21 protein-coding genes and 2 tRNA genes are annotated in these 24,996 nt (G+C 56.3%); 13 read left to right on the forward strand and 10 right to left on the reverse strand.

What is annotated here, in order from left to right:
* The first annotated feature begins 17 nt into the window (after positions 1-17).
* Complete coding sequence (locus tag ACR0NW_RS02145; protein WP_480449097.1) at positions 18-1,037, forward strand: helix-turn-helix domain-containing protein; 1,020 nt, start codon at positions 18-20, stop codon at positions 1,035-1,037.
* Between the two features lie 194 nt (positions 1,038-1,231).
* On the opposite strand, the gene rpoD is transcribed toward ACR0NW_RS02145, so the two are convergent.
* From rpoD to ACR0NW_RS02185, 8 genes are all read right to left on the reverse strand, one after another.
* Positions 1,232-3,220, reverse strand: coding sequence for an RNA polymerase sigma factor RpoD (gene rpoD, locus ACR0NW_RS02150; RefSeq protein WP_170650516.1), 1,989 nt, complete (start codon positions 3,218-3,220; stop codon positions 1,232-1,234).
* A gap of 114 nt (positions 3,221-3,334) precedes the next feature.
* Positions 3,335-5,284, reverse strand: a complete 1,950-nt coding sequence (gene dnaG, locus ACR0NW_RS02155; protein WP_480449095.1) for a DNA primase — start codon at positions 5,282-5,284, stop codon at positions 3,335-3,337.
* 80 nt (positions 5,285-5,364) lie between these two features.
* Entirely contained in the window at positions 5,365-5,661 is a 297-nt protein-coding gene (locus ACR0NW_RS02160; protein ID WP_480449094.1) for a hypothetical protein, read from the reverse strand.
* A gap of 33 nt (positions 5,662-5,694) precedes the next feature.
* On the reverse strand, positions 5,695-6,240 hold the full coding sequence (locus tag ACR0NW_RS02165) for a sarcosine oxidase subunit gamma (protein ID WP_480449093.1): 546 nt from the start codon (positions 6,238-6,240) through the stop codon (positions 5,695-5,697).
* On the reverse strand, positions 6,233-9,166 hold the full coding sequence (locus ACR0NW_RS02170; RefSeq protein WP_480449092.1) for a sarcosine oxidase subunit alpha family protein: 2,934 nt from the start codon (positions 9,164-9,166) through the stop codon (positions 6,233-6,235). Before ACR0NW_RS02170 ends, ACR0NW_RS02165 begins: the two co-directional genes overlap by 8 nt.
* Entirely contained in the window at positions 9,163-9,426 is a 264-nt protein-coding gene (locus ACR0NW_RS02175; RefSeq protein WP_480449090.1) for a sarcosine oxidase subunit delta, read from the reverse strand. Before ACR0NW_RS02175 ends, ACR0NW_RS02170 begins: the two co-directional genes overlap by 4 nt.
* Before the next feature lie 55 nt (positions 9,427-9,481).
* Positions 9,482-10,735: a sarcosine oxidase subunit beta family protein gene (locus tag ACR0NW_RS02180; protein ID WP_480449089.1), complete on the reverse strand. Its 1,254-nt coding sequence runs from the start codon at positions 10,733-10,735 to the stop codon at positions 9,482-9,484.
* A 212-nt stretch (positions 10,736-10,947) separates the two neighbouring features.
* Positions 10,948-12,378: a Glu/Leu/Phe/Val family dehydrogenase gene (locus tag ACR0NW_RS02185; protein ID WP_170650530.1), complete on the reverse strand. Its 1,431-nt coding sequence runs from the start codon at positions 12,376-12,378 to the stop codon at positions 10,948-10,950.
* A gap of 328 nt (positions 12,379-12,706) precedes the next feature.
* Between ACR0NW_RS02185 and ACR0NW_RS02190 the strand changes: the two genes are divergently transcribed.
* From ACR0NW_RS02190 to ACR0NW_RS02200, 3 genes are read left to right on the forward strand one after another with little or no spacing between them, the layout of a single operon-like run.
* Positions 12,707-14,536, forward strand: a complete 1,830-nt coding sequence (locus ACR0NW_RS02190; RefSeq protein ID WP_480449088.1) for a pilus assembly protein TadG-related protein — start codon at positions 12,707-12,709, stop codon at positions 14,534-14,536.
* Positions 14,533-15,108, forward strand: a complete 576-nt coding sequence (locus tag ACR0NW_RS02195) for a TadE/TadG family type IV pilus assembly protein (RefSeq protein WP_480449087.1) — start codon at positions 14,533-14,535, stop codon at positions 15,106-15,108. Before ACR0NW_RS02190 ends, ACR0NW_RS02195 begins: the two co-directional genes overlap by 4 nt.
* Positions 15,095-15,664, forward strand: coding sequence for a TadE/TadG family type IV pilus assembly protein (locus ACR0NW_RS02200; RefSeq protein WP_480449086.1), 570 nt, complete (start codon positions 15,095-15,097; stop codon positions 15,662-15,664). The genes ACR0NW_RS02195 and ACR0NW_RS02200 overlap by 14 nt, the downstream gene beginning before the upstream one ends.
* Positions 15,665-15,666: 2 nt before the next feature.
* Here the strand turns inward: ACR0NW_RS02200 and ACR0NW_RS02205 are convergent, their stop codons facing one another.
* Positions 15,667-16,137, reverse strand: a complete 471-nt coding sequence (locus ACR0NW_RS02205; protein ID WP_480449085.1) for a hypothetical protein — start codon at positions 16,135-16,137, stop codon at positions 15,667-15,669.
* A gap of 170 nt (positions 16,138-16,307) precedes the next feature.
* On the opposite strand from ACR0NW_RS02205, the gene ACR0NW_RS02210 reads away from it, so the two are divergent.
* Both ACR0NW_RS02210 and ACR0NW_RS02215 read left to right on the forward strand, forming a co-directional pair.
* Positions 16,308-17,219 carry a pirin family protein gene (locus tag ACR0NW_RS02210; RefSeq protein ID WP_480449084.1) on the forward strand — a complete coding sequence of 304 codons (912 nt, stop codon included), beginning with the start codon at positions 16,308-16,310 and terminating at the stop codon, positions 17,217-17,219.
* Between the two features lie 40 nt (positions 17,220-17,259).
* Entirely contained in the window at positions 17,260-17,559 is a 300-nt protein-coding gene (locus ACR0NW_RS02215) for an antibiotic biosynthesis monooxygenase (RefSeq protein WP_480449083.1), read from the forward strand.
* A 3-nt stretch (positions 17,560-17,562) separates the two neighbouring features.
* Here ACR0NW_RS02215 and ACR0NW_RS02220 read toward each other — a convergent pair whose 3' ends face one another.
* Complete coding sequence (locus ACR0NW_RS02220) at positions 17,563-18,150, reverse strand: TetR/AcrR family transcriptional regulator (protein ID WP_170650542.1); 588 nt, start codon at positions 18,148-18,150, stop codon at positions 17,563-17,565.
* Between the two features lie 98 nt (positions 18,151-18,248).
* Between ACR0NW_RS02220 and ACR0NW_RS02225 the strand changes: the two genes are divergently transcribed.
* From ACR0NW_RS02225 to ACR0NW_RS02255, 7 genes are all read left to right on the forward strand, one after another.
* Positions 18,249-18,497, forward strand: a complete 249-nt coding sequence (locus tag ACR0NW_RS02225) for a hypothetical protein (RefSeq protein ID WP_480449082.1) — start codon at positions 18,249-18,251, stop codon at positions 18,495-18,497.
* Positions 18,498-18,623: 126 nt separating this feature from the next.
* Complete coding sequence (locus tag ACR0NW_RS02230; protein WP_170650546.1) at positions 18,624-19,910, forward strand: homoserine dehydrogenase; 1,287 nt, start codon at positions 18,624-18,626, stop codon at positions 19,908-19,910.
* 71 nt (positions 19,911-19,981) lie between these two features.
* Positions 19,982-20,965 (forward strand): class II fructose-bisphosphatase, encoded by a 984-nt coding sequence (gene glpX, locus ACR0NW_RS02235; RefSeq protein ID WP_480449080.1) that lies wholly within the window; start codon positions 19,982-19,984, stop codon positions 20,963-20,965.
* 82 nt (positions 20,966-21,047) lie between these two features.
* Positions 21,048-22,790 carry a single-stranded-DNA-specific exonuclease RecJ gene (gene recJ / locus ACR0NW_RS02240; protein WP_480449079.1) on the forward strand — a complete coding sequence of 581 codons (1,743 nt, stop codon included), beginning with the start codon at positions 21,048-21,050 and terminating at the stop codon, positions 22,788-22,790.
* A gap of 109 nt (positions 22,791-22,899) precedes the next feature.
* A tRNA-Glu gene (locus ACR0NW_RS02245) sits at positions 22,900-22,974 on the forward strand.
* Positions 22,975-23,001: 27 nt separating this feature from the next.
* Positions 23,002-23,076 (forward strand) — tRNA-Glu (locus ACR0NW_RS02250).
* Positions 23,077-23,192: 116 nt separating this feature from the next.
* Complete coding sequence (locus ACR0NW_RS02255; RefSeq protein WP_480449077.1) at positions 23,193-24,956, forward strand: adenylate/guanylate cyclase domain-containing protein; 1,764 nt, start codon at positions 23,193-23,195, stop codon at positions 24,954-24,956.
* Positions 24,957-24,996: the final 40 nt, after the last annotated feature.

The following is a 24,996-nucleotide window of genomic DNA, read 5'->3' on the forward strand; positions in this document are numbered from 1 at the left end:
TATTTCCGGGTATTTCAATGGATGTTGATATTGCAAGGCTTCACCTTTTGGTACGGTCGTTTGAAGAATTTTCCGATGATCCGAATGCAGTTGAAATGGCCTTGGAGAAATGCGGACTGAGCAAAGCCGACCTTCTCCCCTCGGTTCAGACTTATCCCGCCAATAAGGAGGCCTGTTTTGTACGGGCGGCTTGCGACGCTCTGGGTGACATCACATTTGCTGCCAAAACCGGGATCGGGTTTACGTCCTCATCCAGCATTACCGCCTATATCGGAAAGTACTCCAGGGATTTGCGGCAAGCGCTGGAAAATACGTCGCGGTTTCACGATATTATTGATCCTGCGATTATGTTCAGCCTGAGAATTGCCGGCAACTTCGCGGCCTTCGAGGCCGAGTGGAAAGACCCAAGCTTTGCCCGCTACCACCGTCGAACTGAATTTCTGATCTTTGCAGCCGTCGCGCGAATGAGGTCGATTACGCAATCAACCTTTTTTCCAATCGAAATTCACCTGCAGCACGAAGCTGGTCCAAGCGCAAAGGACATTCAGAAGATGGCAGGCTTTCCGGTTATCTTCGGCGCGGAAAAACTTGAGATCATTCTGTCCTTGTCCTCACTGGATCTGCCGATCCCCACCTACGATCCGCGCCTTCGCGAACATCTGATCCAATACGGAGCGCGGCTGCTGGACGAATACGCCACCCCGCAGAACAAACTGCGGCCGAAGGTTGAGGGGCTGATCACCAGGTCTCTGCCCGGCAACATCGTTCAGGCCGATGAAGTGGCAGGCAATCTGGGAATGAGCCCCCGCACTTTCGCCCGCAGGCTAAAGGACGAAGGAGCGAGCTACCGAGAGATACTGGATGATCTGCGGTGCGATCTGGCGCAGACGTTCATCAAGAACGGAATGAACCTGTCGGAAATTTCCTTTTCCCTCGGATATGCGGATCAGGCGGCCTTTTCGACAGCGTTCAAAAGATGGACTGGTCAGGCCCCCAGTGCATTCCGCAACAGGGTCGAGCATCCCATCGTCTCGTGACGTAGGGTGGCCAGGGGTCAACGGCACGGTACCTCGCCCTGGCCGGTCCCATGAGTGGACAAATCGGATGTATGAATTGACCTTGCCGGTTTCTTTTGAATTTCTGCCAATTCGTTTCCGAAACCTGCCATTCGATCCGGCGTCAACCGCAACCGGAACGAAAAAAGGCGCCGTATCCAAGGCGCCTTTTTTACTTACTGATCCAGGAAAGACCGGAGTTTACGGCTGCGGCTGGGATGTTTCAGCTTGCGCAGCGCCTTGGCTTCGATTTGCCTGATCCTTTCGCGCGTCACGCTGAACTGCTGGCCCACCTCTTCCAAGGTGTGGTCGGTATTCATGCCGATACCAAAACGCATCCGCAGAACACGTTCCTCACGCGGCGTGAGCGATGCGAGAACGCGTGTGGTCGTTTCCTTGAGGTTTTCCTGAATGGCACTGTCCAACGGCAGCACAGCATTCTTGTCCTCGATGAAATCGCCCAGCTGGCTGTCTTCCTCGTCGCCGATTGGCGTTTCTAGAGAAATCGGTTCCTTGGCGATCTTCATCACCTTGCGAACCTTTTCCAGCGGCATCTGCAGCTTTTCTGCCAACTCTTCCGGCGTCGGCTCTCGACCGATTTCGTGCAGCATCTGGCGACCGGTGCGGACCAGCTTGTTGATCGTTTCGATCATATGGACCGGAATACGGATCGTACGGGCCTGATCAGCAATCGATCGCGTGATCGCCTGGCGAATCCACCAAGTTGCATAGGTCGAGAATTTGTAGCCGCGGCGGTATTCGAACTTGTCCACCGCTTTCATCAGACCGATGTTACCTTCCTGAATAAGATCAAGGAATTGCAGGCCACGGTTCGTGTACTTTTTGGCAATCGAGATCACCAGACGCAGGTTGGCCTCGACCATTTCCTTCTTGGCCTGACGCGCCTCTTTCTCACCCTTCTGAACCTGCTGCACGATGCGGCGGAATTCAGGGATATCAAGACCGACATACTGGCCTACCTGCGCCATGTCATTGCGCAGTTCCTCGACCTTGTCGGAGGAGCGTTCGATAAACATCTGCCAACCGCGACCCGGTTTTTCCGCCATTTCTGACAGCCAGTTCGGGTCAAGTTCGCGTCCACGATAGGCATCGATGAACTCACGCCGGTTGATCCGGGCCTGATCCGCCAGTTTCACCATCGCGCTGTCCAAAGACATGATCCGCTTGTTGATACCGTACAGCTGGTCGATCAGGGCCTCGATCCGGTTGTTGTGCAGGTGAAGACCGTTCACCAGTTCCACAATCTCGGCGCGCAGTTTCTGATACGTGGCCTCATCCTTTTCGCTGAACGAGCCATCTTCGTTCAGCGTGGCCGAAATCCGGCTATCCTGCATCTCGGACAACATTGCGAAGTCGGTCGAGATACGCTCCAGCGTGGTCAGAACCTGATCCTTGAGCGCGGCTTCCATCGCGGCAAGGGACATGTTGGCCTGATCGTCTTCGTCGTCATCGTCATCGCTGGCGATGGGGTTGCCGTCAGCATCCAGTTCAGGACCGGTATCTTTGGCCGGCTTGGCGGCTTGTACGGCCGAGGTATCCACGACGGGTTCCTCGACATCGCCGTCCTCATCCATCTGATTGCCAAAGGTGGCTTCCAGATCGATGACATCCCGCAACAGAATGTCCTCACTCAGCAATTCGTCGTGCCAGATGGTGATCGCCTGGAAGGTCAGCGGGCTTTCGCACAAACCAAGGATCATGGTGTTCCGGCCTGCCTCGATCCGCTTGGCGATGGCGATCTCGCCTTCACGGCTCAGCAGTTCAACCGATCCCATCTCGCGCAGGTACATGCGGACGGGGTCATCGGTGCGATCCAGCTTTTCGGTCTGGGCACCGGCCAGCGTAACCTCACGGTTGCTGTCTGTCGCCACAAGTTCGGTCGAGCCCTTTTGCTCTTCCTCTTCGGCCTCTTCATCTTCGATGATATTGATGCCCATCTCGGACAGCATCGACATAACGTCTTCGATCTGTTCCGAACTGACCTGATCAGGCGGCAGCACCTGATTGAGTTGGTCATAGGTGATGTAGCCTCTCTCGCGGGCCTCGGCGATCATCTTTTTGACCTGGGCCTGGCTCATGTCCAGCGAGATTTCCTGTTCCTGCTCTTCGGATTTGCGATCCTCGGTCGTGTCCTTGGCGGCCATTCAGTGCTCCTGCAGGGATGGGTGATTCGTTTGATCCGAATCATTAGCGCGTAGAAGTGATTCGGCCACCCATTTACCCGTTTTTCTTTTCCAGTGCCTTACGAAAACACCAGTTTACCGGCGTTTCCGTTCGAAATTGATACCAGACATGATTGCCTCAAAGGCGTCTTTCTCGTCGCGGTTGATTCGCGCGCCGTTGTCGGCGATGTCGAATATGGCCCTGTCTTCGTTCTGACTGCGACTCGTGCGGTTGCGTTCTTCGGCGGCCTGGGCCAGCCGGTACGTCAGTGCCTCATCCGCCAGATCGGTCAGTTCCTCCGCAGCTTCGGCAATCTCGGCATCCAACCCCCGGAGCGCTTTGATTTTCGCGAGTTCTTCGGCCAGCGTCATCTCGGCCTTTTCAACATCGCCCGGTTTGAACACACAGGGGATAACTGCGACATGGCGAAGGCCCAGCAGGTTTTCAAGGGCATCGGGACCCATTGCTGCAATTATGTGGTCTTGCAGGTTGTCCGGATCGTCTATCGCGTGCCTTAAAATGGCCTCTCGCAAGGCTGCGTGATCGGGATCATGGCAATCAATTTCTTCTAGCTGATGCTCGAACTGGACGACGACTTGCGGATTGAGGATGGCGATCGCAAGAATTGCCGCTTCGCGCATCCGGATGTCCGCATTGTCGGAAGAAGCCAGAAAAGACGCCCGCGCTCCGGCTGATGCCGGTTGTTTCTGAGGCTGCCACTTGCCACGCGGCTGCCACTCGCGGTTCTGTGTCTGCCGTTGCGGGCGGAACAACTGCCAGCGCAGGTCCTTTATCTCTTGTTCGTAGTGGGACCGGATTGATTTATCCCGGATCACTTTAATTTTGTCCCAAAGCGTTTTGTCCAACGCCGCCTTACGCTCGGGGCTGTCAAAGACCTTGCCTTCGGTTTCCCGCTGCCACAGAAGCTTTACCATCGGAATGGCATTATCCAGAACCGCCTGCACAGCCCCTGCTCCTTCGGCACGCAACAAATCGTCGGGGTCTTGCCCCTCGGGCATCAGGGCAAAGCGCAGGGATTTTCCTGCCTCCAGCAAAGGCAACGCCAGATCGACCGCACGCATTGCCGCACGAAGGCCCGCCGTATCCCCGTCCAGTGCGATGATCGGCTCATCAGAGATACGCCAAAGCAATTGCAACTGATGTTCGGTAATCGCGGTGCCCAGGGGTGCAACCGATGCCCCAAACCCAGCCTCAGCCAGCGCAATCACATCCATGTACCCTTCGGCAACGATCAGCGGCTGACCCTTGCCCGCAGCCTGACGTGCAGGGCCCTGATTATACAGGCTGCGCCCCTTGTCGAACAACTCTGTCTCGGGCGAGTTCAGGTATTTCGCGTTGTCATTTGGGTCCATAGCCCGACCGCCAAAAGCGATGCAGCGCCCACGCGGGTCGCGGATCGGGTACATGATGCGGTTGCGGAACGTATCATAGGGCTTTTTGCCCTTGTTCGAAGGCTTGGCCAGCCCCGCCCCCAGAATTAGGTCCTCAGCGACGTTCTTACCGCGCAAATGATCCCACAGCGCCTGCCAGCCGTCAGGGGCAAAACCGATTTCCCACCGCTCCAGTGCTTGCGTGTCCAATCCGCGCCGGGCCAGATAATCGCGCGCAGCACCCCCTGCCCCGGTCTTGAGTTGCAGGCGAAAGAACTGCACTGCCTGCTCCATCACCTCGGCCAGTTGAGTGCGGCGGTCCTGCTTTTCCTGCGCCCTGGGATCGCGCGCCGGCATCGGCATCCCGGCCTCGCGCGCCAAAATCTCGACCGCCTCGATGAACGAAACATTTTCGGTCTCTTTCACGAAATTGATCGCGTCACCTTTGGCGTGGCAACCAAAGCAGTAATAGAACCCCTTTTGATCATCCACATGGAAGGATGCCGTCTTTTCGTGATGAAACGGGCATGGCGCCCACATGTCGCCTTTACCCTGATTGGATTTGCGGGCGTCCCACACGACCTTGCGCCCGACGACCTGAGACAAGCTCAGCCGGGTGCGCAATTCATCCAGAAATCCAGGGGGCAGTGACATGCATCAAACCTGACAGAAACGGAAACGCTCGCCAAGGGAGTGACGAGCGTTTGTCCACAGCGAATTGACGGTCCTGTGGATTATTGCTGCAGGCACAGCTCCAACCAGGCCGCGCCCAGGTCCTTTTTGCGCACATCGCGCATCTTTTGCTCATAGACCCACGGCGTAATCAGCGGGATCGCTGCATTGTAGTTTTCGGGCCATGTGGGGCTGGTTGCGGCAACGGCCCCGGGCACATCGCGCTCTTTCACCTTATCGAGCCTGGCCTTCTGAACCGCAGCAACAACATCTGCCTGATACCGGCAGCTTTGTTCCTTGGTTTCAGCTGCAGCCAGAGGTGTAGCCAGAAAGGCAGCGGCGACGGCGATACGCAACATGGGGTTCTCCCGGAATCGTTTCTTTGGGGCAGCTTATCCTCGCTCGGCCACGCCTTCCATTGCCCTTTTCATATCGTGAACCAAAGTCTCGGCCATGGAACGGAACGCCATGATCTGAAAAGCACTGTCCCCTACCCGCGTGATCGATGCCGTCATGTGAAACAACAAGCTGCGTACGGTATGGCCACGCTTGAAATGCGTGGCGCGCAGATCGATGGGAACCAGACGGGCGAGCACATCTTCGGCCCGATCCCCTTCCAACCTGACAACTGTCCACACATCCGACTGATCCACGACAGCTGCATGATCTGCCAGAGACTCATCCGGAGGCGGTCCTATCAGCATTGCCTGCGAATGCCCAAACCAGATGGCCCGCGCACCAGCCTTTCCTGTTGCGCGATTCGCGGCCGGGTATGCCATCCCGTGCGCTGACTTCATGGCCTCCGACAAGGATTTCTCCTTACCTTTGAACGGAGCGACAGACGTAATGAATCCGGCATCGACCTCACTCAAGGTGACGTTGCCAACGGTCAGTGGCAGCAACCCTTCGCAGGGAGATGTGGCAATTAGTTTATCCACGAACACGCCCTCCTTCGGGATCAAAGAACACAGGGTTCACCACTTCGCACAGAGTGGTCACACCGCGCAGGTGGTCCACCATCTTGATCACTTCGCCGTATCGGTCCGGGCCATCTGCCAGAAACGCCAGACCCAGCATGCTGCCCAGTGTCGGTGAATAGCAGACCGAGGTCACATAACCCTGATCACTGGTTCGAACCGGCTCTGCTTCTTCCTTGTACAGATGCGCACCTGCCAGCAACTGCTTGCTCTCGCCAATAGGTTTCAGGCCGACCAGACGTTCACGACCGGCCTCCTCCAGACCGGGGCGTTCCGACATTGTCTTGCCGATACAGTCTTTTTTCTGCGACACCATCCGGCCCATGCCAATATCATAGGCCGTCGTGCGGCCATGGATTTCAGAATGGGTAATAAAGCCCTTTTCGATCCGCAGAACGTTCAAAGCCTCCATTCCATAGAGACCGCCACCCAGCGCTTCGGCTCGTTCCGTCAGAATACCAAACAAGCTCGCGCCATAGCGGGCAGGTACGGCAATTTCATAGGCATGTTCACCGGAAAACGAGATACGGAACAACCGTCCCTGAACACCCAGAACATTAACCGGACCACATGCCATAAATGGCCAGTTTTCTTCATCTATCGGCTGGTCCAGAAGCCCATTCAGAAGCTCGCGCGATTTTGGTCCGGCCACAGCGAACTGGGCCCACTGTTCGGTGACCGATGTGAAGGCCACGTCCAGATCGGGGCGCAGACCCTGATGCACGAACTCGAGATGCTTCATCACGTCGCCCGCCGCAGCAGTAGTTGTGGTCATCAGGTAATGGTTTTCATCAAGACGTGCGGTCGTGCCATCGTCCATCACATAGCCGTCTTCGCGCAACATCAGACCATAGCGCACACGCCCGACCTTCAGCGTCGAAAACATGTTGGTATAGACAAAATCCAGAAACGCCCCCGCATCCGGCCCTTGTATGTCGATCTTGCCCAGGGTCGAGACATCACAAATGCCAACGGCCTCACGAACCAGTTTCACCTCACGGTCACAGGACTCGCGCCAGGTTGTTTCACCTGAATTCGGAAAATAGCTGGGTCGATACCACAGACCCGCTTCGATCAACGGGGCGCTCCGCGCCACGGTTGCCTTGTGAGATGTCGTAAAGCGCTGAGGTTTGAAACCTTTACCCTCAGCCCCCGCCCCATATGCAGCAATTGCAATCGGCGAATAAGGCGGCCGGAATGTCGTGGTTCCGGTCTCGGAAATCCCACGCCCCGTCGCATCGGCCAGAACCGCCAGCGCCGCAACATTCGAATTCTTGCCCTGATCGGTCGCCATACCTTGCGTGGTATAGCGCTTCATGTGTTCGACCGAGCGGAAGTTTTCCGTCGCAGCCTGTTTGACGTCCTTGACCGTTACATCGTTTTGAAAATCCAGCCACGCGCGTCCCTTACCGGGAACCGACCAAAGTGGCGAAATTTCATAAGGCGCATCTTCTGCCTCAGGTGCTGCCAGATCGGGTGCCGTCATCCCAATCCCTTCCAGCGCCTCGCGCGCGGCGGCAACTCCTTCGTGCAGGCAAGCCGCGGTCGAGAAAGATCCGTTACACGAACCAGCGGTCCCCATACCTGGAATCGCACCCGGAGTTGGTACAAAGGCCGCGATGTCACGCCGCCAGGTCGGGCGCCCGTTCATATGGCAGGTCAGATGGATCGATGGATTCCACCCACCAGTCATCGCCAGACAATCGGTGTGAATGCTCTCCTCTCCACTGGGGCGACGCACGGTGATAGCCTCCAACCCCTTGCGGCCCGCACTGCCGCAGACCTGCGCACCACGAAGCACGTGATAGTCATCGGACACAGGCGCGTCGTGACGGCTGTCGATCACTGCGGCGACGTGAACACCTGCCTCCAGCAAATCGCGGGCGGTGCGGTGAATCTCATCGGTGTTGCCGAAAATTGTCACGTTCTTACCCGCGGCAACGCCCCAACGATTGAGATATGCCCGCACTGCCCCGGCAGTCATAATTCCGGGACGATCATTGTCGCGAAACGCGACAGGGCGTTCTATTGCGCCTGCCGCAAGAACCGACCGTTTCGCCGCGATCCGCCAATATGTTTCAAGTGGCGCACCGTTCGGACGGCGCTCACGATGATGCAACACCCGTTCCAAAGCGGCAAACGTACCCTGGTCATATGCACCCGCGACGGTCGTGCGCGTCATCAGCCGCACATTGTTCATCGAGCGCAATTCAGCCAGAACTTCATCGACCCAAACGGAACCGGGCTTACCATCAACCTCGATCGTCTCTGACAGCAGGCGACCACCCATGCGGCTGCTTTCGTCCGCAAGAATGACATCCGCCCCGGCCCTGCCTGCCGTCAGTGCGGCCATCAGACCCGCAGGACCGGCCCCGATTACAAGCAGATCACAGAATGCGTAGGCGCTTTCGTATTTATCCGCATTATCCTCGCCAGACAGTGCCCCCAGACCGGCGGAGCGACGGATAATCGGCTCATAGACTTTTTCCCAGAAGCTCCGTGGCCACATGAACGTTTTATAGTAGAAGCCTGCGCCCAAGAACGGGGCCCCGAGGTCGTTCACGGCCTGCAGATCGAAATTCAGACTGGGCCAGCGGTTCTGGCTGCGCGCTTCGAGGCCCGGAAAAATCTCCTGCATCGTCGCGCGCACATTCGGCTCTTGCGAGGCCCCACGCCCGACAGTGACCAGTGCGTTCGGTTCTTCGCTGCCCGCAGTCAACACACCACGCGGACGGTGATATTTGAACGAACGCCCCATCAGACGAATGCCATTGGCCAACAGGGCCGAAGCAAGCGTATCTCCTTCAAAACCGGTATAGCTTACGCCATCAAAAACGAATGAAACCGGTTTGGTTCGGTCCAGCAATCCCTTGCCATTAATTCTCATGACCTAGCCTCCGACGCCAGTTCGGTAGCGACAACCTCATGCGTGACGGTGTTTCGGGTCACAACGATCCAGGCGCCGCATCCCCCTTCGTGGTACCAAAGGTCACGGGTCTCGCCCGCCGGGTTATCGCGCAAGTAAACGAAGTTGTCCCACGCCTCCTGACCCGCGTCAGGCGCAGGGCGGACCAGGTCAACGGCCGCTCCGCGGTAATAAAACTCCCGGCGATCCCGCTCGCCACAATGCGGACAGGTAATCCTCATGACCGCACCCCCTGCTTCTTCTCGTCAAAAATACGGAAATCCGACATAGCCACCCTCAGTGCAGGTTGTGTTGAGAGCCTTTGCCCTCTTCATCGATAATGCCGCGTCCGGTGCGGAACCGGTCCAGCCGGAAACCCGTGGCATTGTCGTGGTACCGATCCGTGGCGATCAGATGAGCGAACACGTTGCCCGAACCAGGAACCGCCTTGAACCCGCCGTAGTTCCAGCCGCAATTCAGATACAGCCCGTCGACATCCGTCTTGTCGATGATCGGCGATCCATCGGGCGACATATCCATGATCCCGCCCCAACTGCGTAAAACCTTGGCCTTGCCGATCATCGGCATCAAGGCCATCCCTGCCTCCATCACGCTTTCCACTGTCGGAAGATTACCCCGCGCAGCGTATGAGGCGTAAAAATCCAGATCCCCGCCAAAAACCAATCCGCCCTTGTCGGATTGGCTTATATAGAAATGCCCCATCCCGAAGGTGACCACGTGATCGATACAGGGTTTCAAACCCTCGGTCACAAATGCCTGTAGGACGTGGCTTTCAATTGGCAGGCGCATACCGGCCATTTCCGCCACCTGCCCGGAACGACCCGCCACGACCATCGCCACCTTTTTGGCGCGGATCGGGCCACGTGATGTCTGAACACCCTTAACAACGCCGTTTTCAATATCGATGCCGGTAACTTCACAATTCTGGATCAGATCCACACCTCGCTGATCTGCTCCACGGGCATATCCCCAAGCCACCGCATCATGACGTGCTGTGCCGCCGCGTGGGTGATAAAGCCCGCCATAAAGCGGAAACCGCAGATCGTCGAAATTCAGATAGGGCACCATTGTCCGTAACTCATCCCGGTTCAACAGGATGGCGTCATCGCCCTGGCTGATCATCATGTTGCCACGTCTGGCAGCGGCATCACGCTGACCATCCGAATGGAAAAGGTTGATGATCCCACGCTGCGAATGCATGACGTTGTAGTTCAGATCCTCTTCCAGCCCTTCCCAAAGCTTCAGGGAATGAGAGTAAAACTCCGAATTTCCCTGCAAGAAGTAGTTGGCGCGCACAATTGTCGTATTCCGTCCGACGTTACCGCCGCCAATGTACCCTTTTTCCAGCACAGCGACATTTGTCAGCCCATGCTCTTTCGCCAGATAGTAGGCTGTGCTCAGGCCGTGCCCGCCCCCACCAATAATGATGATGTCATATTCCGATTTGGGTTCGGGGTCGCGCCAATGTGGCGTCCAGCCTTTATTGCCGGTCAAACCTTCCATCACCACACGGAGGCCGGAAAATCGCATGATCCACTCCCTAAAGATCGAGCCTTTTTGGCACCGTCTGCACACACCTAACAACGCGGCGCGCTCTGGGCCATATCGCTTTTCGACAAATTCTGGTCCGATGGCGACCATTTGCAAGGCGTGCACGACTGCAGCACACACACTTATCCGAGTTAATAGGGCCAAAAAAAACGCGCCTCGCAAGGCGCGTTTTTCGTGATGTTCGGATTAGATTACAGACCTTTCGCCCGGTAACTCTTGGACACCCTATCGATGGCAACGATGTACGCGGCAGTCCGCAAATCGTCGACATCTGCGCGATCATGCCAGACCTCACTCATAGACTGGTACGCAATTCGCATCGTGTCATCGAGACCGGATCGCACGAGCTCCAGCTCGTCGGCCCCTTTCAGGTACTTGGACTTGAAACCAGGCGTCATCGACCAGGCATCAGCCAGATAACGATCGAGACGCTCCAGTTCGCTGACGATCAGTTCGTGCCTAGCCTCTTCCTGTCGACGCTGCATTCTGCCGAACCGGATATGGCTCAGGTTTTTCACCCATTCGAAATAGGAAACCGTCACACCACCAGCGTTGGCATACATGTCCGGAATGATCACCACGCCTTTCTTGCGCAGAATTTCATCGGCGCCAGCGGTTACCGGACCATTTGCTGCCTCGATGATTAGCGGCGCCTTGATCCGGTCGGCATTGGTCAGGTTGATCACCCCTTCCAACGCAGCCGGGATCAGAATATCGCATTCCTCTTCCATCACGGCTCCGCCTTCAGCGGTGTGTGTCGCATCCGGATATCCGGCGACACCACCGTGTTTCACGATCCACTGCCGCACCGCTTCGACATCGATTCCATCGGGGTCATAAAGGGCACCGTCCCGTTCGATGATCCCGATTACTCGCGATCCGTCTTCCTCACTCAGGAATTTGGCAGCGTGATATCCCACATTGCCCAGACCCTGAACAATCACCCGCTTTCCATCGAGTTTGCCAGACATGCCAGCCTTTTTGACATCCTCGGGATGTCGGAAAAACTCACGCAGGGCGTACTGAATACCGCGCCCCGTCGCCTCAACACGTCCGGCGATCCCCCCGGCATTCAGCGGTTTGCCGGTGACACAGGCGCGCGCGTTTATGTCGGTCGTATTCATTCGCGCATATTGATCCGCCATCCAGGCCATCTCACGCTCACCCGTTCCCATATCCGGCGCCGGAACGTTCTGAGACGGGTTGATCAGGTCGCGTTTTGCCAACTCATACGCAAAACGGCGTGTGATCTGCTCCAGCTCGTGCTCTTCGTACTGGCGGGGGTCGATACACAGCCCCCCCTTGGAACCTCCGAACGGTGCTTCGACCAGTGCACATTTGTAGGTCATCAGCGCGGCCAAAGCCTCAACCTCATCCTGGTTCACGGCCAGAGCATAGCGGATACCGCCCTTGACCGGCTCCATATGTTCGGAGTGAACCGACCTGTATCCGGTAAATGTGTGTATCTGGCCCCGCAGGCGTACACCGAAACGAACTGTATAGGTCGCGTTGCAAACCCGGATCTTTTCTTCCAGCCCCGGCGGCAGATCCATAAGGGCGGCCGCCCTGTTGAACATCAGATCCACGCTCTCTCGGAAACTGGGTTCGGTAACTCGGGTCATAAATTCCTCCGTGCCCTGCAACGACTCTCGTCCCGACGATTTGTCGCACCCATATCGTTACCGTTCAATGGAAATTCGCCACTTTTTTCATCACTTCGCGAAAGCGGCATAATTTGTGATGATGAGTCGCTGGCGCCTTAACGATTTCAAATTGATTGTTCGCGTCAGGGAAACAGACCCCCTCAGAAGCTCCATACTGCAACTATTTTTGGCCGGATATTAGCAACATAGTGACCATCCCGCCCAAATCTCGCCACGTTGTGCGACTATTTTCTTAAAGTTGCAAAGCTCTGGTGCCGCCGTTTGGAACCTGCAGAGGGATTTCGTTATGCAAAAGCAATTTCGGATACTGAAACTAGCCGAGAAGATTTCGGCCAACAAGCCGTCGCGGCACCCGATCCGGTTTTTGCGTTCTGAAAACGGAGCCATGACAATTCTTGCTCTGGTCCTGATTATGGGCATTTTCGCCGCTGCAGGCATTGCCGTTGACGTTATGCGTTTTGATCGCGAACGAGCCCGACTGCAATACGCTCTGGACCGAGCCGTGCTGGCTGCCGCCGATTTGGATCAGGAACTGTGCCCCCGAGACGTAATTGTCGATTTCTTCGAAAAAGACGGGCTTTTGCGGTATCTGGATGTAAGTTCCATCGATGTTCAGCCTGACACTTGTGGGTCGACAGCTGCGACACTGGAAGGATATCGCCGTGTCCAGGCGACAGCTCGCATGGACGTGGAAACGCATTTCCTGAACTTCAGAGGCTTTACCGGCATTGACTACATTCCAACGGTTGCCACGAGCGTCGCCGAAGAAAGCATCGGGGACGTCGAAATTTCCATGGTGCTGGACGTTTCGGGCTCGATGGGCCGGTATAGCCGTTTGACCAACCTGAAAGTTGCTGCTCAGCGTTTTGTGGACGAAATGGTTGAGAAAACCGAAGACGGCAAGCTCTCCATCTCGATCATCCCGTACTCGAATCAGGTAAGATTGCCTGATTACCTGATGAATGAGCTTAACACTCAGGGTGAAAACCCTCACGCAAATTGCATCGATTTCCCGGAAAGTGACTTCAGCATTGCCGCGTTTGATGAGACGGTGGCATTGCCGAGAACGCTCCACTATCCGATCCCGTGGAACATAAACTACATAGACGATGACGTTCGGAATTCAGGAGACATTCTGGACAATGAAGCCTGCATCAGAAAGACTGCGACCAACTCAAACGTGATCACAGTTGCACAAAAGGATGCAACCGCTCTGAAGGCCCATATCCAGGGGCTACAAGCAGGCGGCAATACCTCTATGGATATCGGAATGAAGTGGGGATTGACCCTGCTGGACCCAGGCTTCAATCCTGTCATACAGGAACTGACCGAAGACAACTTCGTACCGACCGAATTCGATGATCGGCCCAAGAACTACACGGGCTCTGACGTCATGAAAGTCATCATTCTGATGACCGATGGATACAACACAACGAACTACCGGGTGAATGATCCTTATCGTTTTGGTTTTTCCAATATCCATTGGTTTGAAACAGAAAATAAATATTCGACTCAAAACGATGATCCAGACAGCGCCTACTATGAGCAGTATTACTGGCACGACGTACAGTTGCTGGAAGATCCTGACAGCAGAGGTCGCCGCTGGGTGAGAGATGAGTGGCAAGACCACCCTTTCGGTAGCGGGCAATACACCGTCTACAGATGCACAAGCTGGACCACTAGTGGTTCTACTGAAATCTGTACCAGCAGGAACGAAAGCAGGACACGAATTCGCTCTGAAAAAGTATCCAGTTCCGACCCTGATCCGCGGCATCTAGAGTGGCATGACGTTTGGGAAAGCACGGGCTCGGAGGTCGTCCGGGAGTTGTACGCCGAATGGATGGGAGACGCTCAGGCAGACGTCTGGCATGCCGGTGTAACTGAACCTTATGCCCGGGCGGAAAAAGACCCACGTGTAAGATCGCTGTGCGCTGCTGCGAAGGAAGAGAACATTATCATTTTCTCCGTCGCTTTCGAGGCCCCTTCAGCCGGCAAGAGTATTCTCTGGGACTGCAAGACAAGTGTCGGCACATACTACGAGGCGAATGGGACCGAGATCATCAGCGTGTTCGACTCGATCGGTTCCACGATCCGTAATCTGAGGCTGACACAATGACCAACAGACTGCTTGGCCTACTTCGCCGATTTGCCCGGCGCGAGAACGGCTCGTTATCAATTGAATTTGTGATCGTTGTTCCAATCTTCCTGTACCTGATGATGGCAGGGGTCGAGATCGGTGTGATCGCCTTTCACCACGCCAATCTAGAAAGGGCGCTGGACGAGACGGTTCGTGATGTCAGGCTGAATCATATCGAAAAATACGACCCTACCCCGGGTGCCGAATGGGATCACGACCTGCTCAAAAGAATCATCTGCGATAACGCGGATTTCATCAAAGACTGTGACGCCAATCTGGCGCTTGAAATGAAAAGTGTCGACCTGCGCAACGGCATCGAACTGCATGAAACCCCGTTTTGCGTCGATACCCCAGAAGATATCCGGAACACCGAAAGCGGCACCGGACAAGAATATAATCAAGGTGCGGCGAACGAGCTGATGGTTCTGCGTGCCTGCGTTGAGATTTTCCCGATTTTCCACGGCTCGAACATCGGCCAGATGGCACAGCGTGACTCAGATGGTCAATTCGAACTGCATGCAACGACGGTGTTTGTCCATGAACCAAACTAAACGCCCAAACCTTTTGTCGTCGTTCCTGAAACGTTTTGCAAAAAACGAAGAAGGTTCGCTGGCCATTGAAACGATTATCATCGTTCCCTGGCTGTTCTGGTCCATCATCGCGTCTTACACATTCTTCGACGGCTATCGGCAGAGCGCCGCCAATATCAAGGCCGCCTATGCTGTCGCAGATATCGTGTCACGGGAAGATGGCGTCGTGAACGACGCATATATTGATACGCTGATGGAAGTGATGGAGTTCATGGTCGCTGAAGGTACCGAGATGAACCTGCGCGTCACGTATTTTGAATACCTGGACGATGAAAAACGGCACGAGGTGCATTGGTCCAGAAGTCGCGGTCCTCTTTTTAATGACATGACAAACAGCGATATCGCCGAAATAAAAGACAAGCTGCCAGTCATGCCGAACTATGGCCGAATGATACTGGTCGAAACCAACAACCTTTATCAACGGCCCTATAAAATCGGCTTTGAAAGAGAAGTGCGGTTGGAAAACTTCGTTTTCACCCATCCACGCGTCTTTGATCAGATCGTCGACAATTTCTGAACTCAATCCCGCTCGGCCAGCAGGGCGGCGATCATTTCCGACATGAATTTGGTTTGTGCGGCGGCGGTGACGCCGCCGATTCCAATTCTATGACCCAGCCGCCACCACAAACCTGGCGCCCAGCTGTTTCCCGACGCTTCCCGAGCGCGGATCAGGAAACCGTTTGAAGGCTTGAACGCAAAAACACCCCGGTCGATTGTTTGAACATCGTCGATGCGAATAATCACATCCCCTGCCCCCGTTCGCAGTTCTTTACGCGTCAGTTCGATCCGATCCGCAGTCGATACCCAAAGCCGTCGCGCCAGCCAAAGAGCAGCGGCCCCGGCGGCCAACAAGAACACTTGCCATCCAAACGCGGGCGGAGTTGATAGCGCGACATAGATAACCAACGCACCAAGCGCGACAAGCATCCCTACCCCGGTCCAGCGCCTTGGCTCAGATGCTTCTACAACAGCCAGAACTTCGTCCTGCATACCGGTCTCCAAATTCGATCCCTGCACCCAATAACGGGATTTCACAGCGAACAACAGGGTAAGCGTATATTCAGCCGTGCCTTTGCAAAATCGCACAATGCCGGTGATCTGCTGCAAATTGAATACGTTCGTGCACTGGTTAAATTGACGTGCACAGTCAGGAGGATCGGATGTCTCTCAGGCCAACAATCGAAACACGCAAAGCAAAGCCAACCGTTGAAGGAGCCGGTGTAAAACTGCACCGCGCATTCGGATTTCAGGACCCAAGCGAACTTGACCCGTTCCTGTTGTTCGACGACTTCAGGAATGAAAACCCCGCCGATTTTCAGGCCGGATTCCCTTGGCATCCCCACAGAGGGATCGAGACGATCACTTATGTGCTTTCCGGAACGGTCGAGCACGGGGACTCTCTTGGGAATACAGGAGCTCTCGGCGCGGGCGACGTACAATGGATGACTGCGGGATCGGGTATCCTCCATCAGGAAATGCCCAAGGGGAATTCTCATGGTCAGATGCACGGATTTCAGTTGTGGGGCAATCTGCCATCAAGCCAAAAAATGACCGCCCCGCGATATCAGGATGTGCGTGGCACAGATATTCCGGAAATCACCGACGACGACGGCACCAAAGTGAAGGTGATCGTAGGTGAGTTTTGGGGTAAGAAAGGACCGGTGGATGGTATTGCTGCCGACCCGCAATATCTGGACATTTCGATCCCCCCGGGTGTGAAAAAGACGTTCTCGATAGACACGTATCGACGGGCGTTCGCCTATATCTTCGAAGGAGAGGCGGCGTTTGCTGATGCTTCACAGCCAAGTGGCGTCCTGCTTGAAAAGGAAGTGGCGGGACAGGAAGTCAATATTCGCGATTTGTCTGGTGACCGAACGCTTGTCCGTTTCGGGACCGGAGAGGAAGTAACCGTTCAGGCCGGACCGAATGGCGTCAGGTTCCTGTTGGTTTCCGGCGCACCGATAAATGAACCTGTCGCCTGGCACGGACCGATAGTCATGAATACACGGGATGAACTGCAAAAGGCGTTTCGCGAACTGCGGAACGGAACCTTTATCCAGCCGGCTCACTGATTCATGCTAAGATGGCCTTCTATCCGATCAGGAGGCCATCATGATCGTACGTGTATTTCGCGCGCGAATTTTCGACGATAAGGTCGATGAGTTCCGCGAATTTTTTCTGAATACCGCCTTGCCGTTCATGAAAAGGCAGAGCGGGCTGGTTTCAATCACAGCCGGGCTGCCACGGGAGGAAGCGCAAAACGAATTCTGCTTTGTAATGGTGTGGGAGTCGGTGGAAGCATTGGCCGAATTTGCTGGCCCCGACTGGCAACAGCCACATGTTCTGCCCGAAGAAGAAGGGATCGTGAAAGAACGGTTTCTGCACCACTATGATCTTGCTGAGGAAGGTTGATATTTACGAAGATACGGCCTTGCGCACCATGTCCCAGTAAATCGTTTCAACCTCATCCAAGGACAATCTGCCACCGCTTCGGTACCAGGTGTTGACACCATTGAGCATCGCAATCACCGCCAAAGTTGCAATCTTGGTATCCGGGACCGTGAAAACGCCGACGGACTGCCCATTGCGCAGTATTCCTTCCAGGTCGTCCTCGTACTGGCGGCGCAACGCTTCGATATCTGCGAAATTTTCGGCCGTCAGGTTCCTGAGTTCCATATAGGCGATGAACACTTCGTCGGACCGCTCCAGATGAAACCGGATATGAAAACCGACAAACTGTCTGAGTGCCTGGACCGGATCGTCAGGAACCTCGGATGCTCCGCGAGCGGACAGAAGTTCTTCCATGTGGTTGCGCATAAGCCTGAACAGCAGGCTTTGTTTGTCCGGCGTGTAGTTGTACAGCGCACCGGCCTGTACACCGACCTCTCCGGCGATCTGGCGCATGGACACCGCCGCATACCCATGCCGGGCAAACAGTTGCAGCGCAGCCTTTCGGATGCGGGGTCCGGTAATATCAGAATGAGAACCTTGAGTACGTGCCATAGCGCCACAATATATGAACGGATGTTCAGATAGAAGCCCGCTTGCACGCATAACCCAAAAAGTGCATCACACATCAAGATGCTTCTGAAAGGCCGACTATGAAGCCCGCGCCACTGCTGATCCTGTTGCTAGCCTGTACCGGCTGCGTCAACATCCCGGAACTCGAAGACAGTGAGGCTCCTGGGGTGCGCAAGGCCGCCTATCCGCGCCTGATCCCGTTGCAGGAAACACTTGGCCCCCCAGTCAAACCCGAGGATGAGGCCGCCGAAGTTGAAGAAGAACTCACCCAACGCAAAGAAGCGTTGGATGAGCGCGCCAAGGCGCTTCAGGAAGTGTCGATCGACTGAGTTTTCGAACAATGAATAGGACAACCGGGCTGTGACGGATTGCGCCCCAAACGCGAACCGGCTAAGGCACCCGGCAAGGGGCGAATTGTCCGGGACCAAAGGTCCGAGCATAGAGGATTCTACTATATGACACAGGCGCTGAGGTTGGGAATTGCTGGTTTGGGCACCGTCGGCGTTGGCGTGGTCAAAATCATCCGTCGCCATTCTGATTTGCTGCAGGCCCGCACGGGCCGTCCTGTCGAGATTGTGGCGGTATCGGCGCGCGACGCAGACAAGGATCGCGGCGTCAACCTTTCCGGATATGCCTGGGAAACCGATCCGGTCGCATTGGCGAACCGCGACGATATCGACGTGTTTGTCGAACTGATGGGCGGTGAGAACGGTCCGGCAAAGGCATCGGTCGAAGCGGCATTGAATACCGGCAAGGATGTGGTCACCGCAAACAAGGCTCTGCTGGCAATCCACGGTCAGGAATTGGCGGAACTGGCCGAAAGCAAAGGCCGCATCATCCGGTTCGAGGCCGCTGTGGCGGGTGGCATTCCCGTCATCAAGGCCCTGACCGAAGGGCTTGCGGGTAACGATGTGACCCGCGTCATGGGTGTGATGAACGGCACGTGCAATTACATTCTGACCCGGATGGAATCTCAGGGGCTGGGTTATAACGCTCTGTTCGAGGAATGCGCCAAGCTGGGCTACCTTGAAGCCGATCCAAACCTTGACGTCGGTGGTATTGATGCGGCGCATAAGCTGGCGTTGCTGGCATCGATCGCGTTTGGCACCAAACCGAACTTTGACGGCATCGAAATTGAGGGCATTCAGCACATCAGTCTGGACGATATCCATCAGGCCGCCGACATGGGCTATCGCATCAAGCTGCTGGGTGTCGCACAGCGCAGTGCGCGTGGGCTGGAGCAGCGTATGCAACCGTGCCTCGTGCCCAGCGACTCTCCTATCGGGCAGCTTGAAGGTGGAACCAATATGGTTGTGATCGAAGGCGACGCCGTGGAACAGATCGTGATGCGCGGCCCTGGTGCCGGCGAAGGTCCTACCGCAAGTGCGGTTCTCGGGGACATCTGCGATCTTGCGCGTGGCCTGCAAATTTCGACCTTTGGACGCCGGGCAAACACGTTGGAAGAGTCCACCCCTGCCCGCACCGGACTGCCCGCCCCCTATTATCTGCGCCTTGGACTACTGGACAAACCCGGCGCGCTGGCCAAGGTTGCGGCCATTCTGGGCGACGCCGGTGTGTCCATCGACCGGATGCGCCAATATGCGCACACCGAAAACACCGCGCCGGTTCTGATCGTGACGCATAAAACGACGCGAACCTCTCTGGATGTAGCTCTCGAAGGGCTCAGAACTACCAACGTTGTGGCCGGTGAGCCGGTTGCTTTGCGTATCGAACAGGTCTGACCCCTTGCGGCCTGCGCAATCGGCAGGCTATGCCGGACAAAAGGCCCCCTCTGATCAAAGGATTACGAAACATGAATGCTGCCAAGATCGATTTCAATGACCGCATGCTGTCTCTGGGCCTTGCGCGGGTTGCGGAACAGGCCGCGCTTGCCTCTGCCTCACTTGTGGGTCGCGGTGATGAGAAAGCAGCCGACCAGGCAGCCGTGAATGCCATGCGCGAGCAGTTGAACCTGCTCGACATCGCCGGTGTCGTGGTCATCGGGGAAGGTGAGCGGGACGAAGCGCCGATGCTTTATATCGGCGAAGAGGTCGGCACCGGTGACGGACCGGGTGTGGACATCGCGCTGGATCCTCTGGAAGGCACTACGCTGACGGCCAAGGATATGCCCAACGCGCTGACCGTGATTGCCATGGGACCGCGCGGTTCCATGCTGCACGCACCGGATGTCTACATGGACAAGCTTGCTGTAGGTCCCGGTTATGCAGAAGGTGTCGTTTCGCTGGATATGACCCCGCGGGAACGTGTTGAAGCGCTGGCCAAGGCCAAGAATTGCGATCCGGCCGACATCACTGTCTGCATTCTGGAACGCCCCCGCCACGAAGCAATGGTCGCCGAGGTGCGGGAAACCGGTGCTTCGATCCGTCTGATCACCGACGGCGATGTTGCCGGTGTCATGCACTGTGCCGAAAGCGAAGTGACCGGCATCGACATGTACATGGGGCAAGGCGGCGCGCCTGAGGGCGTTCTGGCTGCAGCCGCACTGAAATGCATGGGCGGTCAGATTTTTGGCCGCTTGCTGTTCCGCAACGACGATGAACGTGGGCGCGCGGCCAAGGCAGGTATCACCGATCTGGACCGCATCTATTCGCGGGACGAGATGGTGACGGCGGATGTGATCTTTGCCGCAACCGGTGTGACCGGAGGTTCGTTGCTGCCGCGCATCAAGCGCGAGCCGGGCTGGGTCGAGACGACGACGCTGCTGATGCGCTCGAAAACGGGATCGGTTCGTCGGATGACCTATCGCACACCGATGTGGCCTCACGACAAGGATTGAGGGGTTGCATCGCGACCTTGATCAACAAAACTAATAGGCCGGGCCCCGATTGGGTCCGGCCTTGGTCTGTTAGGAATGTGCCATGAGCTTTCTTGGGGTTGAACAATCATTGACCAATCGGCGTTGGGTCGGACCATCGCCAGAGGTCGAGCGCGCCGTGGAAATGCTTGTGCAGCAGGCTGATCTGCCACGTGCCGTATGTCAGGTTCTGGCAAGGCGTGGCGTCCCCCCCGAAGAGGCCAAGGGTTTTCTGGAACCCCGGTTGAAAGAACTGCTGCCCGACCCGCTTACCCTGAAAGATATGAAAAAGGCTGCGGGACGTTTCCTTGAGGCGGTGGCAAAGAAGCAGCGGATTGCAGTCTTTGCCGATTATGATGTGGATGGCGGAAGTTCCGCGGCTTTGCTTTTGGTCTGGCTTCGGCAGATGGGTTTGCAGGCGACGCTTTATGTGCCCGATCGCATCGACGAAGGGTACGGCCCCAACGTACCTGCCATGCGGGAACTGGCAGCCGGTCACGACCTGATAATCTGCGTGGACTGCGGAACACTCAGCCACGATCCCATTGCAGCAGCCGATGGTGCGGATGTCATTGTTCTGGATCACCACCTTGGCGCAGAAACTTTGCCAGATTGTGTTGCGGTAGTTAACCCGAACCGGCAGGACGAAAGCGGCGATCTGGGCTATCTATGCGCGGCTGGCGTTGTGTTCCTGATGCTGGTCGAAGCCGGAAGGCAGTTGCGAGAGGCCAGAAACAGAGGTCCGGACCTTATGTCGATGCTTGATCTGGTGGCCCTTGCGACCGTCGCCGATGTCGCGCCTCTGATCGATGCCAACCGGGCTCTGGTTCGGCAAGGCCTTAAGGTCATGGCACAACGGCAAAGGCCGGGGCTTGTTGCGCTGGCTGACGTATCGCGCATGGATGCAGCACCCAATTCCTACCATCTGGGTTTTCTGCTTGGGCCACGGGTCAACGCCGGTGGCCGGATCGGTCAGGCAGATTTGGGGGCCCGGCTTCTCAGCACTGCGTCGCCAACCGAAGCAGAGGCCCTGTCACAACGTCTTGACGAGTTGAATACGGAACGACGGGAAATTGAAAACGCCGTGCGAGCGGCCGCGCTTGAGCAAGCCGAGGAGCGGGGGCTGGATGCACCGCTGGTCTGGGCCGCTGCAGACGGCTGGCACCCCGGTGTGGTCGGAATCGTGGCCTCTCGCCTTAAAGAGACGGCAAACAGGCCTGCGATTGTCATCGGTTTCGACGGGGACGAGGGCAAGGGATCCGGTCGCTCGGTTTCGGGCGTCGATCTGGGCGCTTCAATTCAGCGGCTGGCGGCAGAGGGATTGCTGGTCAAGGGCGGCGGGCACAAAATGGCGGCGGGCCTTACGGTGATGCGCGATCAGTTGGAACCCACGATGGCCCGCCTGTCGGAACTGCTTGCCAAACAGGGGGCGGGAAAAGGCGGGCCAGCCGATATGAAACTGGACGGCGCATTGATGCCGGGGGCTGCGACAGTGGATCTGATTGAGCAGATTGAACAGGCGGGGCCGTTTGGTGCCGGTGCCCCTGCCCCGCGATATGCCCTGCCCGATCTGCAAATCCGTTTTGCCAAACGTGTCGGCGAATCCCATCTGAAACTGTCGCTGTCGGACGGCATGAACGGTGGCATCGACGCCATCGCATTTGGTGCTTTCGACAGTCCTATGGGCGATCGGCTTGTAAATCATGGCGGAGCAAGGTTCCATTTTGCAGGCCGTCTTGAGGTCAATACCTGGGGTGGCCGCCAAACCGCACAGCTGCGCATCGAAGACGCAGCCGAGGCTGTTTGAGGGTCATTCCGCACCTCATTGCGTGGCGCCAAAAAAGTTACGCGCCACCGCACTTTTCGGCTTGCGGGGGAACGGTGTAATCCGTAAAAGGCCCTCCACAAGCAAGCGTGGCCCGTTCGTCTATCGGTTAGGACGCCAGGTTTTCAACCTGGAAAGAGGGGTTCGATTCCCCTACGGGCTGCCACCTTGTATTTGCGTCGTTCAGATGCATGGCCCGTTCGTCTATCGGTTAGGACGCCAGGTTTTCAACCTGGAAAGAGGGGTTCGATTCCCCTACGGGCTGCCATTTTGCAGAACGCCATCCCAAGCACCGATCACTACGCTTTCAGTACCCTGCCGACTGGCACCTGCGTAATTCCCTCGAATTGGTGTACTATAGTGCCATCCTCTCTGAGGTGGCCCATGCCGGAGAAACCTGTTCAAAGACGGCTTGCCGCAATACTGGCTGCGGATGTCGCTGGATTTGCCCGTCTCGTCGAGCGCGACGAGGAAGGTACCATTCAGCGCCTAGCTGAGTGTTACGACCGCGAAATAACCCCACAGATCACCCAGCATGGTGGACGGGTGGTTAAATTCATGGGTGACGGAATTCTGGCCGAATTCACAAGCGTGGTCGAGGCCGTGCGCTGCGCAATCGAAATTCAATTGGCTTTCGCGCATGACGCCAATGACCAAGCGGTTGCCCAGCGAATTGAGTTTCGCATTGGAGTAAACCTTGGGGACGTCCTGATCGATAATGACGACATACACGGAGATGGCGTCAACGTAGCGGCCCGGCTTGAACAGCTTTCACCAAACGGAGGGATTTGTATTTCAGACGGCGTGCATGAACAGGTTCGGAACCGCGTGAACGTCGAGTTCGATGATCTGGGTTTTCAGCAACTGAAGAACATCGATCGGCCTGTAAGGGTTTGGCAATGGGCGAATTCAAAAGCACCTGCAACTCAGGAAGCTCAAACTTCTGAAAACCTGGACCCCAAGCCCTCGATCGCGGTCCTGCCTTTCGACAACATGTCAGGCGATCTGGAGCAGGAGTATTTTTCAGACGGGATCACCGAAGACCTGATCACTGCTCTGTCGCATGTGCGGGGGTTTTATACGATCGCTCGCAATTCTTCTTTTACCTACAAGGGGCAATCAATTTCCGTCAGGGATATCGGCAAGCAGCTTGGTATTCGGTATCTGATTGAAGGCAGTGTTCGGCGGGCCGGCAATCGTGTCCGAATTTCAGTACAGTTGATCGATGCGGAAACCGATCAACATCTTTGGGCTGAATCCTACGACCGCGACTTGGATGACGTGTTTCTTGTACAGGATGAGATTGTCCTGAATGTCGTTGGGGCAATCGAACCCGAACTGGCCGAGGCAGAAAGTGCACGCGCCCGCTCAAAACCGCCTGACAGTCTGGATGCCTGGGAATGCTACAACCGCGCGCTCTGGCACTTGTTCAAGATCACCAAAGAGGATTTCGCGACAGGGATGGGTCTTTTGCAAAAAGCGATCGAGATCGACCCTGAGTTTGCACGCGCCTACGGCACCATTGCCTCGGCGCTGCATGCGCTTGTATTGCTTGGACATGTCGATGACCCCGAGAACATCATTGCCAAGGCCGTTGCCGCCGGTCGACACGGTGTTGCACTGGACAACAAGGATACCAGCACACATTTCGGGCTCGGGCGTGCCTACACCCTAAGCGGCGATCTTGAGGGAGCGATCCTGCACTTCGAAGCAGCTCTGGAGATTAACCCCAGTTCAGCTCAGGCGCATCATGGCATCGTCACTCCGCTTACCTTGCTTGGGCGTCACGAAGAGGCCATCGTGCATGCCGATCAGGCCCTTCGCTTTTCCCCGCGCGACCCGATGATTTGGACGTTTCTGCAGGTAAAGGCGCACGCCCTGTACCATTTGCGTCGCTATGAGGATGCGATTGAGGTTGCTAAGAAATCGACGCACCAACCGGGGGCGGGATTCTGGTGCTGGACATGTCTGGCGGCCGCGCAAGCTCAACAGGAAAGAGTTGAACCGGCAGAAACTGCCATGGCGTCAGCATTAAAAAGAAACCCGCAGCTGTCGGTCACTTTCATCAGCAAAGCTCTGCCCTGGCGGGTCACAGAAGACCTCGAGCACTATTTGGAAGGTTTGCGCAAAGCGGGCCTGCCTGAGTAAAGCTGCTGAAGCTTATACAAAAAGCCCCGAGCCAACCGGC

This window comes from Ruegeria sp. CF5, assembly GCF_056537325.1.

What these genes read in the sequence shown, in the direction of transcription:
- ACR0NW_RS02215 (WP_480449083.1), top strand. Translation starts at nt 17,260, where the DNA reads ATGATCGTACGTGTATTTCGCGCGCGAATTTTCGACGATAAGGTCGAT.
- rpoD (WP_170650516.1), bottom strand. Translation starts at nt 3,220, where the DNA reads ATGGCCGCCAAGGACACGACCGAGGATCGCAAATCCGAAGAGCAGGAA.
- recJ (WP_480449079.1), top strand. Translation starts at nt 21,048, where the DNA reads ATGAGCTTTCTTGGGGTTGAACAATCATTGACCAATCGGCGTTGGGTC.
- ACR0NW_RS02170 (WP_480449092.1), bottom strand. Translation starts at nt 9,166, where the DNA reads ATGAGAATTAATGGCAAGGGATTGCTGGACCGAACCAAACCGGTTTCA.
- ACR0NW_RS02205 (WP_480449085.1), bottom strand. Translation starts at nt 16,137, where the DNA reads ATGCAGGACGAAGTTCTGGCTGTTGTAGAAGCATCTGAGCCAAGGCGC.
- ACR0NW_RS02200 (WP_480449086.1), top strand. Translation starts at nt 15,095, where the DNA reads ATGAACCAAACTAAACGCCCAAACCTTTTGTCGTCGTTCCTGAAACGT.
- ACR0NW_RS02220 (WP_170650542.1), bottom strand. Translation starts at nt 18,150, where the DNA reads ATGGCACGTACTCAAGGTTCTCATTCTGATATTACCGGACCCCGCATC.
- ACR0NW_RS02255 (WP_480449077.1), top strand. Translation starts at nt 23,193, where the DNA reads ATGCCGGAGAAACCTGTTCAAAGACGGCTTGCCGCAATACTGGCTGCG.
- ACR0NW_RS02175 (WP_480449090.1), bottom strand. Translation starts at nt 9,426, where the DNA reads ATGAGGATTACCTGTCCGCATTGTGGCGAGCGGGATCGCCGGGAGTTT.
- ACR0NW_RS02185 (WP_170650530.1), bottom strand. Translation starts at nt 12,378, where the DNA reads ATGACCCGAGTTACCGAACCCAGTTTCCGAGAGAGCGTGGATCTGATG.
- ACR0NW_RS02160 (WP_480449094.1), bottom strand. Translation starts at nt 5,661, where the DNA reads ATGTTGCGTATCGCCGTCGCCGCTGCCTTTCTGGCTACACCTCTGGCT.
- glpX (WP_480449080.1), top strand. Translation starts at nt 19,982, where the DNA reads ATGAATGCTGCCAAGATCGATTTCAATGACCGCATGCTGTCTCTGGGC.
- ACR0NW_RS02230 (WP_170650546.1), top strand. Translation starts at nt 18,624, where the DNA reads ATGACACAGGCGCTGAGGTTGGGAATTGCTGGTTTGGGCACCGTCGGC.
- ACR0NW_RS02225 (WP_480449082.1), top strand. Translation starts at nt 18,249, where the DNA reads ATGAAGCCCGCGCCACTGCTGATCCTGTTGCTAGCCTGTACCGGCTGC.
- ACR0NW_RS02210 (WP_480449084.1), top strand. Translation starts at nt 16,308, where the DNA reads ATGTCTCTCAGGCCAACAATCGAAACACGCAAAGCAAAGCCAACCGTT.
- dnaG (WP_480449095.1), bottom strand. Translation starts at nt 5,284, where the DNA reads ATGTCACTGCCCCCTGGATTTCTGGATGAATTGCGCACCCGGCTGAGC.
- ACR0NW_RS02180 (WP_480449089.1), bottom strand. Translation starts at nt 10,735, where the DNA reads ATGCGATTTTCCGGCCTCCGTGTGGTGATGGAAGGTTTGACCGGCAAT.
- ACR0NW_RS02195 (WP_480449087.1), top strand. Translation starts at nt 14,533, where the DNA reads ATGACCAACAGACTGCTTGGCCTACTTCGCCGATTTGCCCGGCGCGAG.
- ACR0NW_RS02145 (WP_480449097.1), top strand. Translation starts at nt 18, where the DNA reads ATGGATGTTGATATTGCAAGGCTTCACCTTTTGGTACGGTCGTTTGAA.
- ACR0NW_RS02190 (WP_480449088.1), top strand. Translation starts at nt 12,707, where the DNA reads ATGCAAAAGCAATTTCGGATACTGAAACTAGCCGAGAAGATTTCGGCC.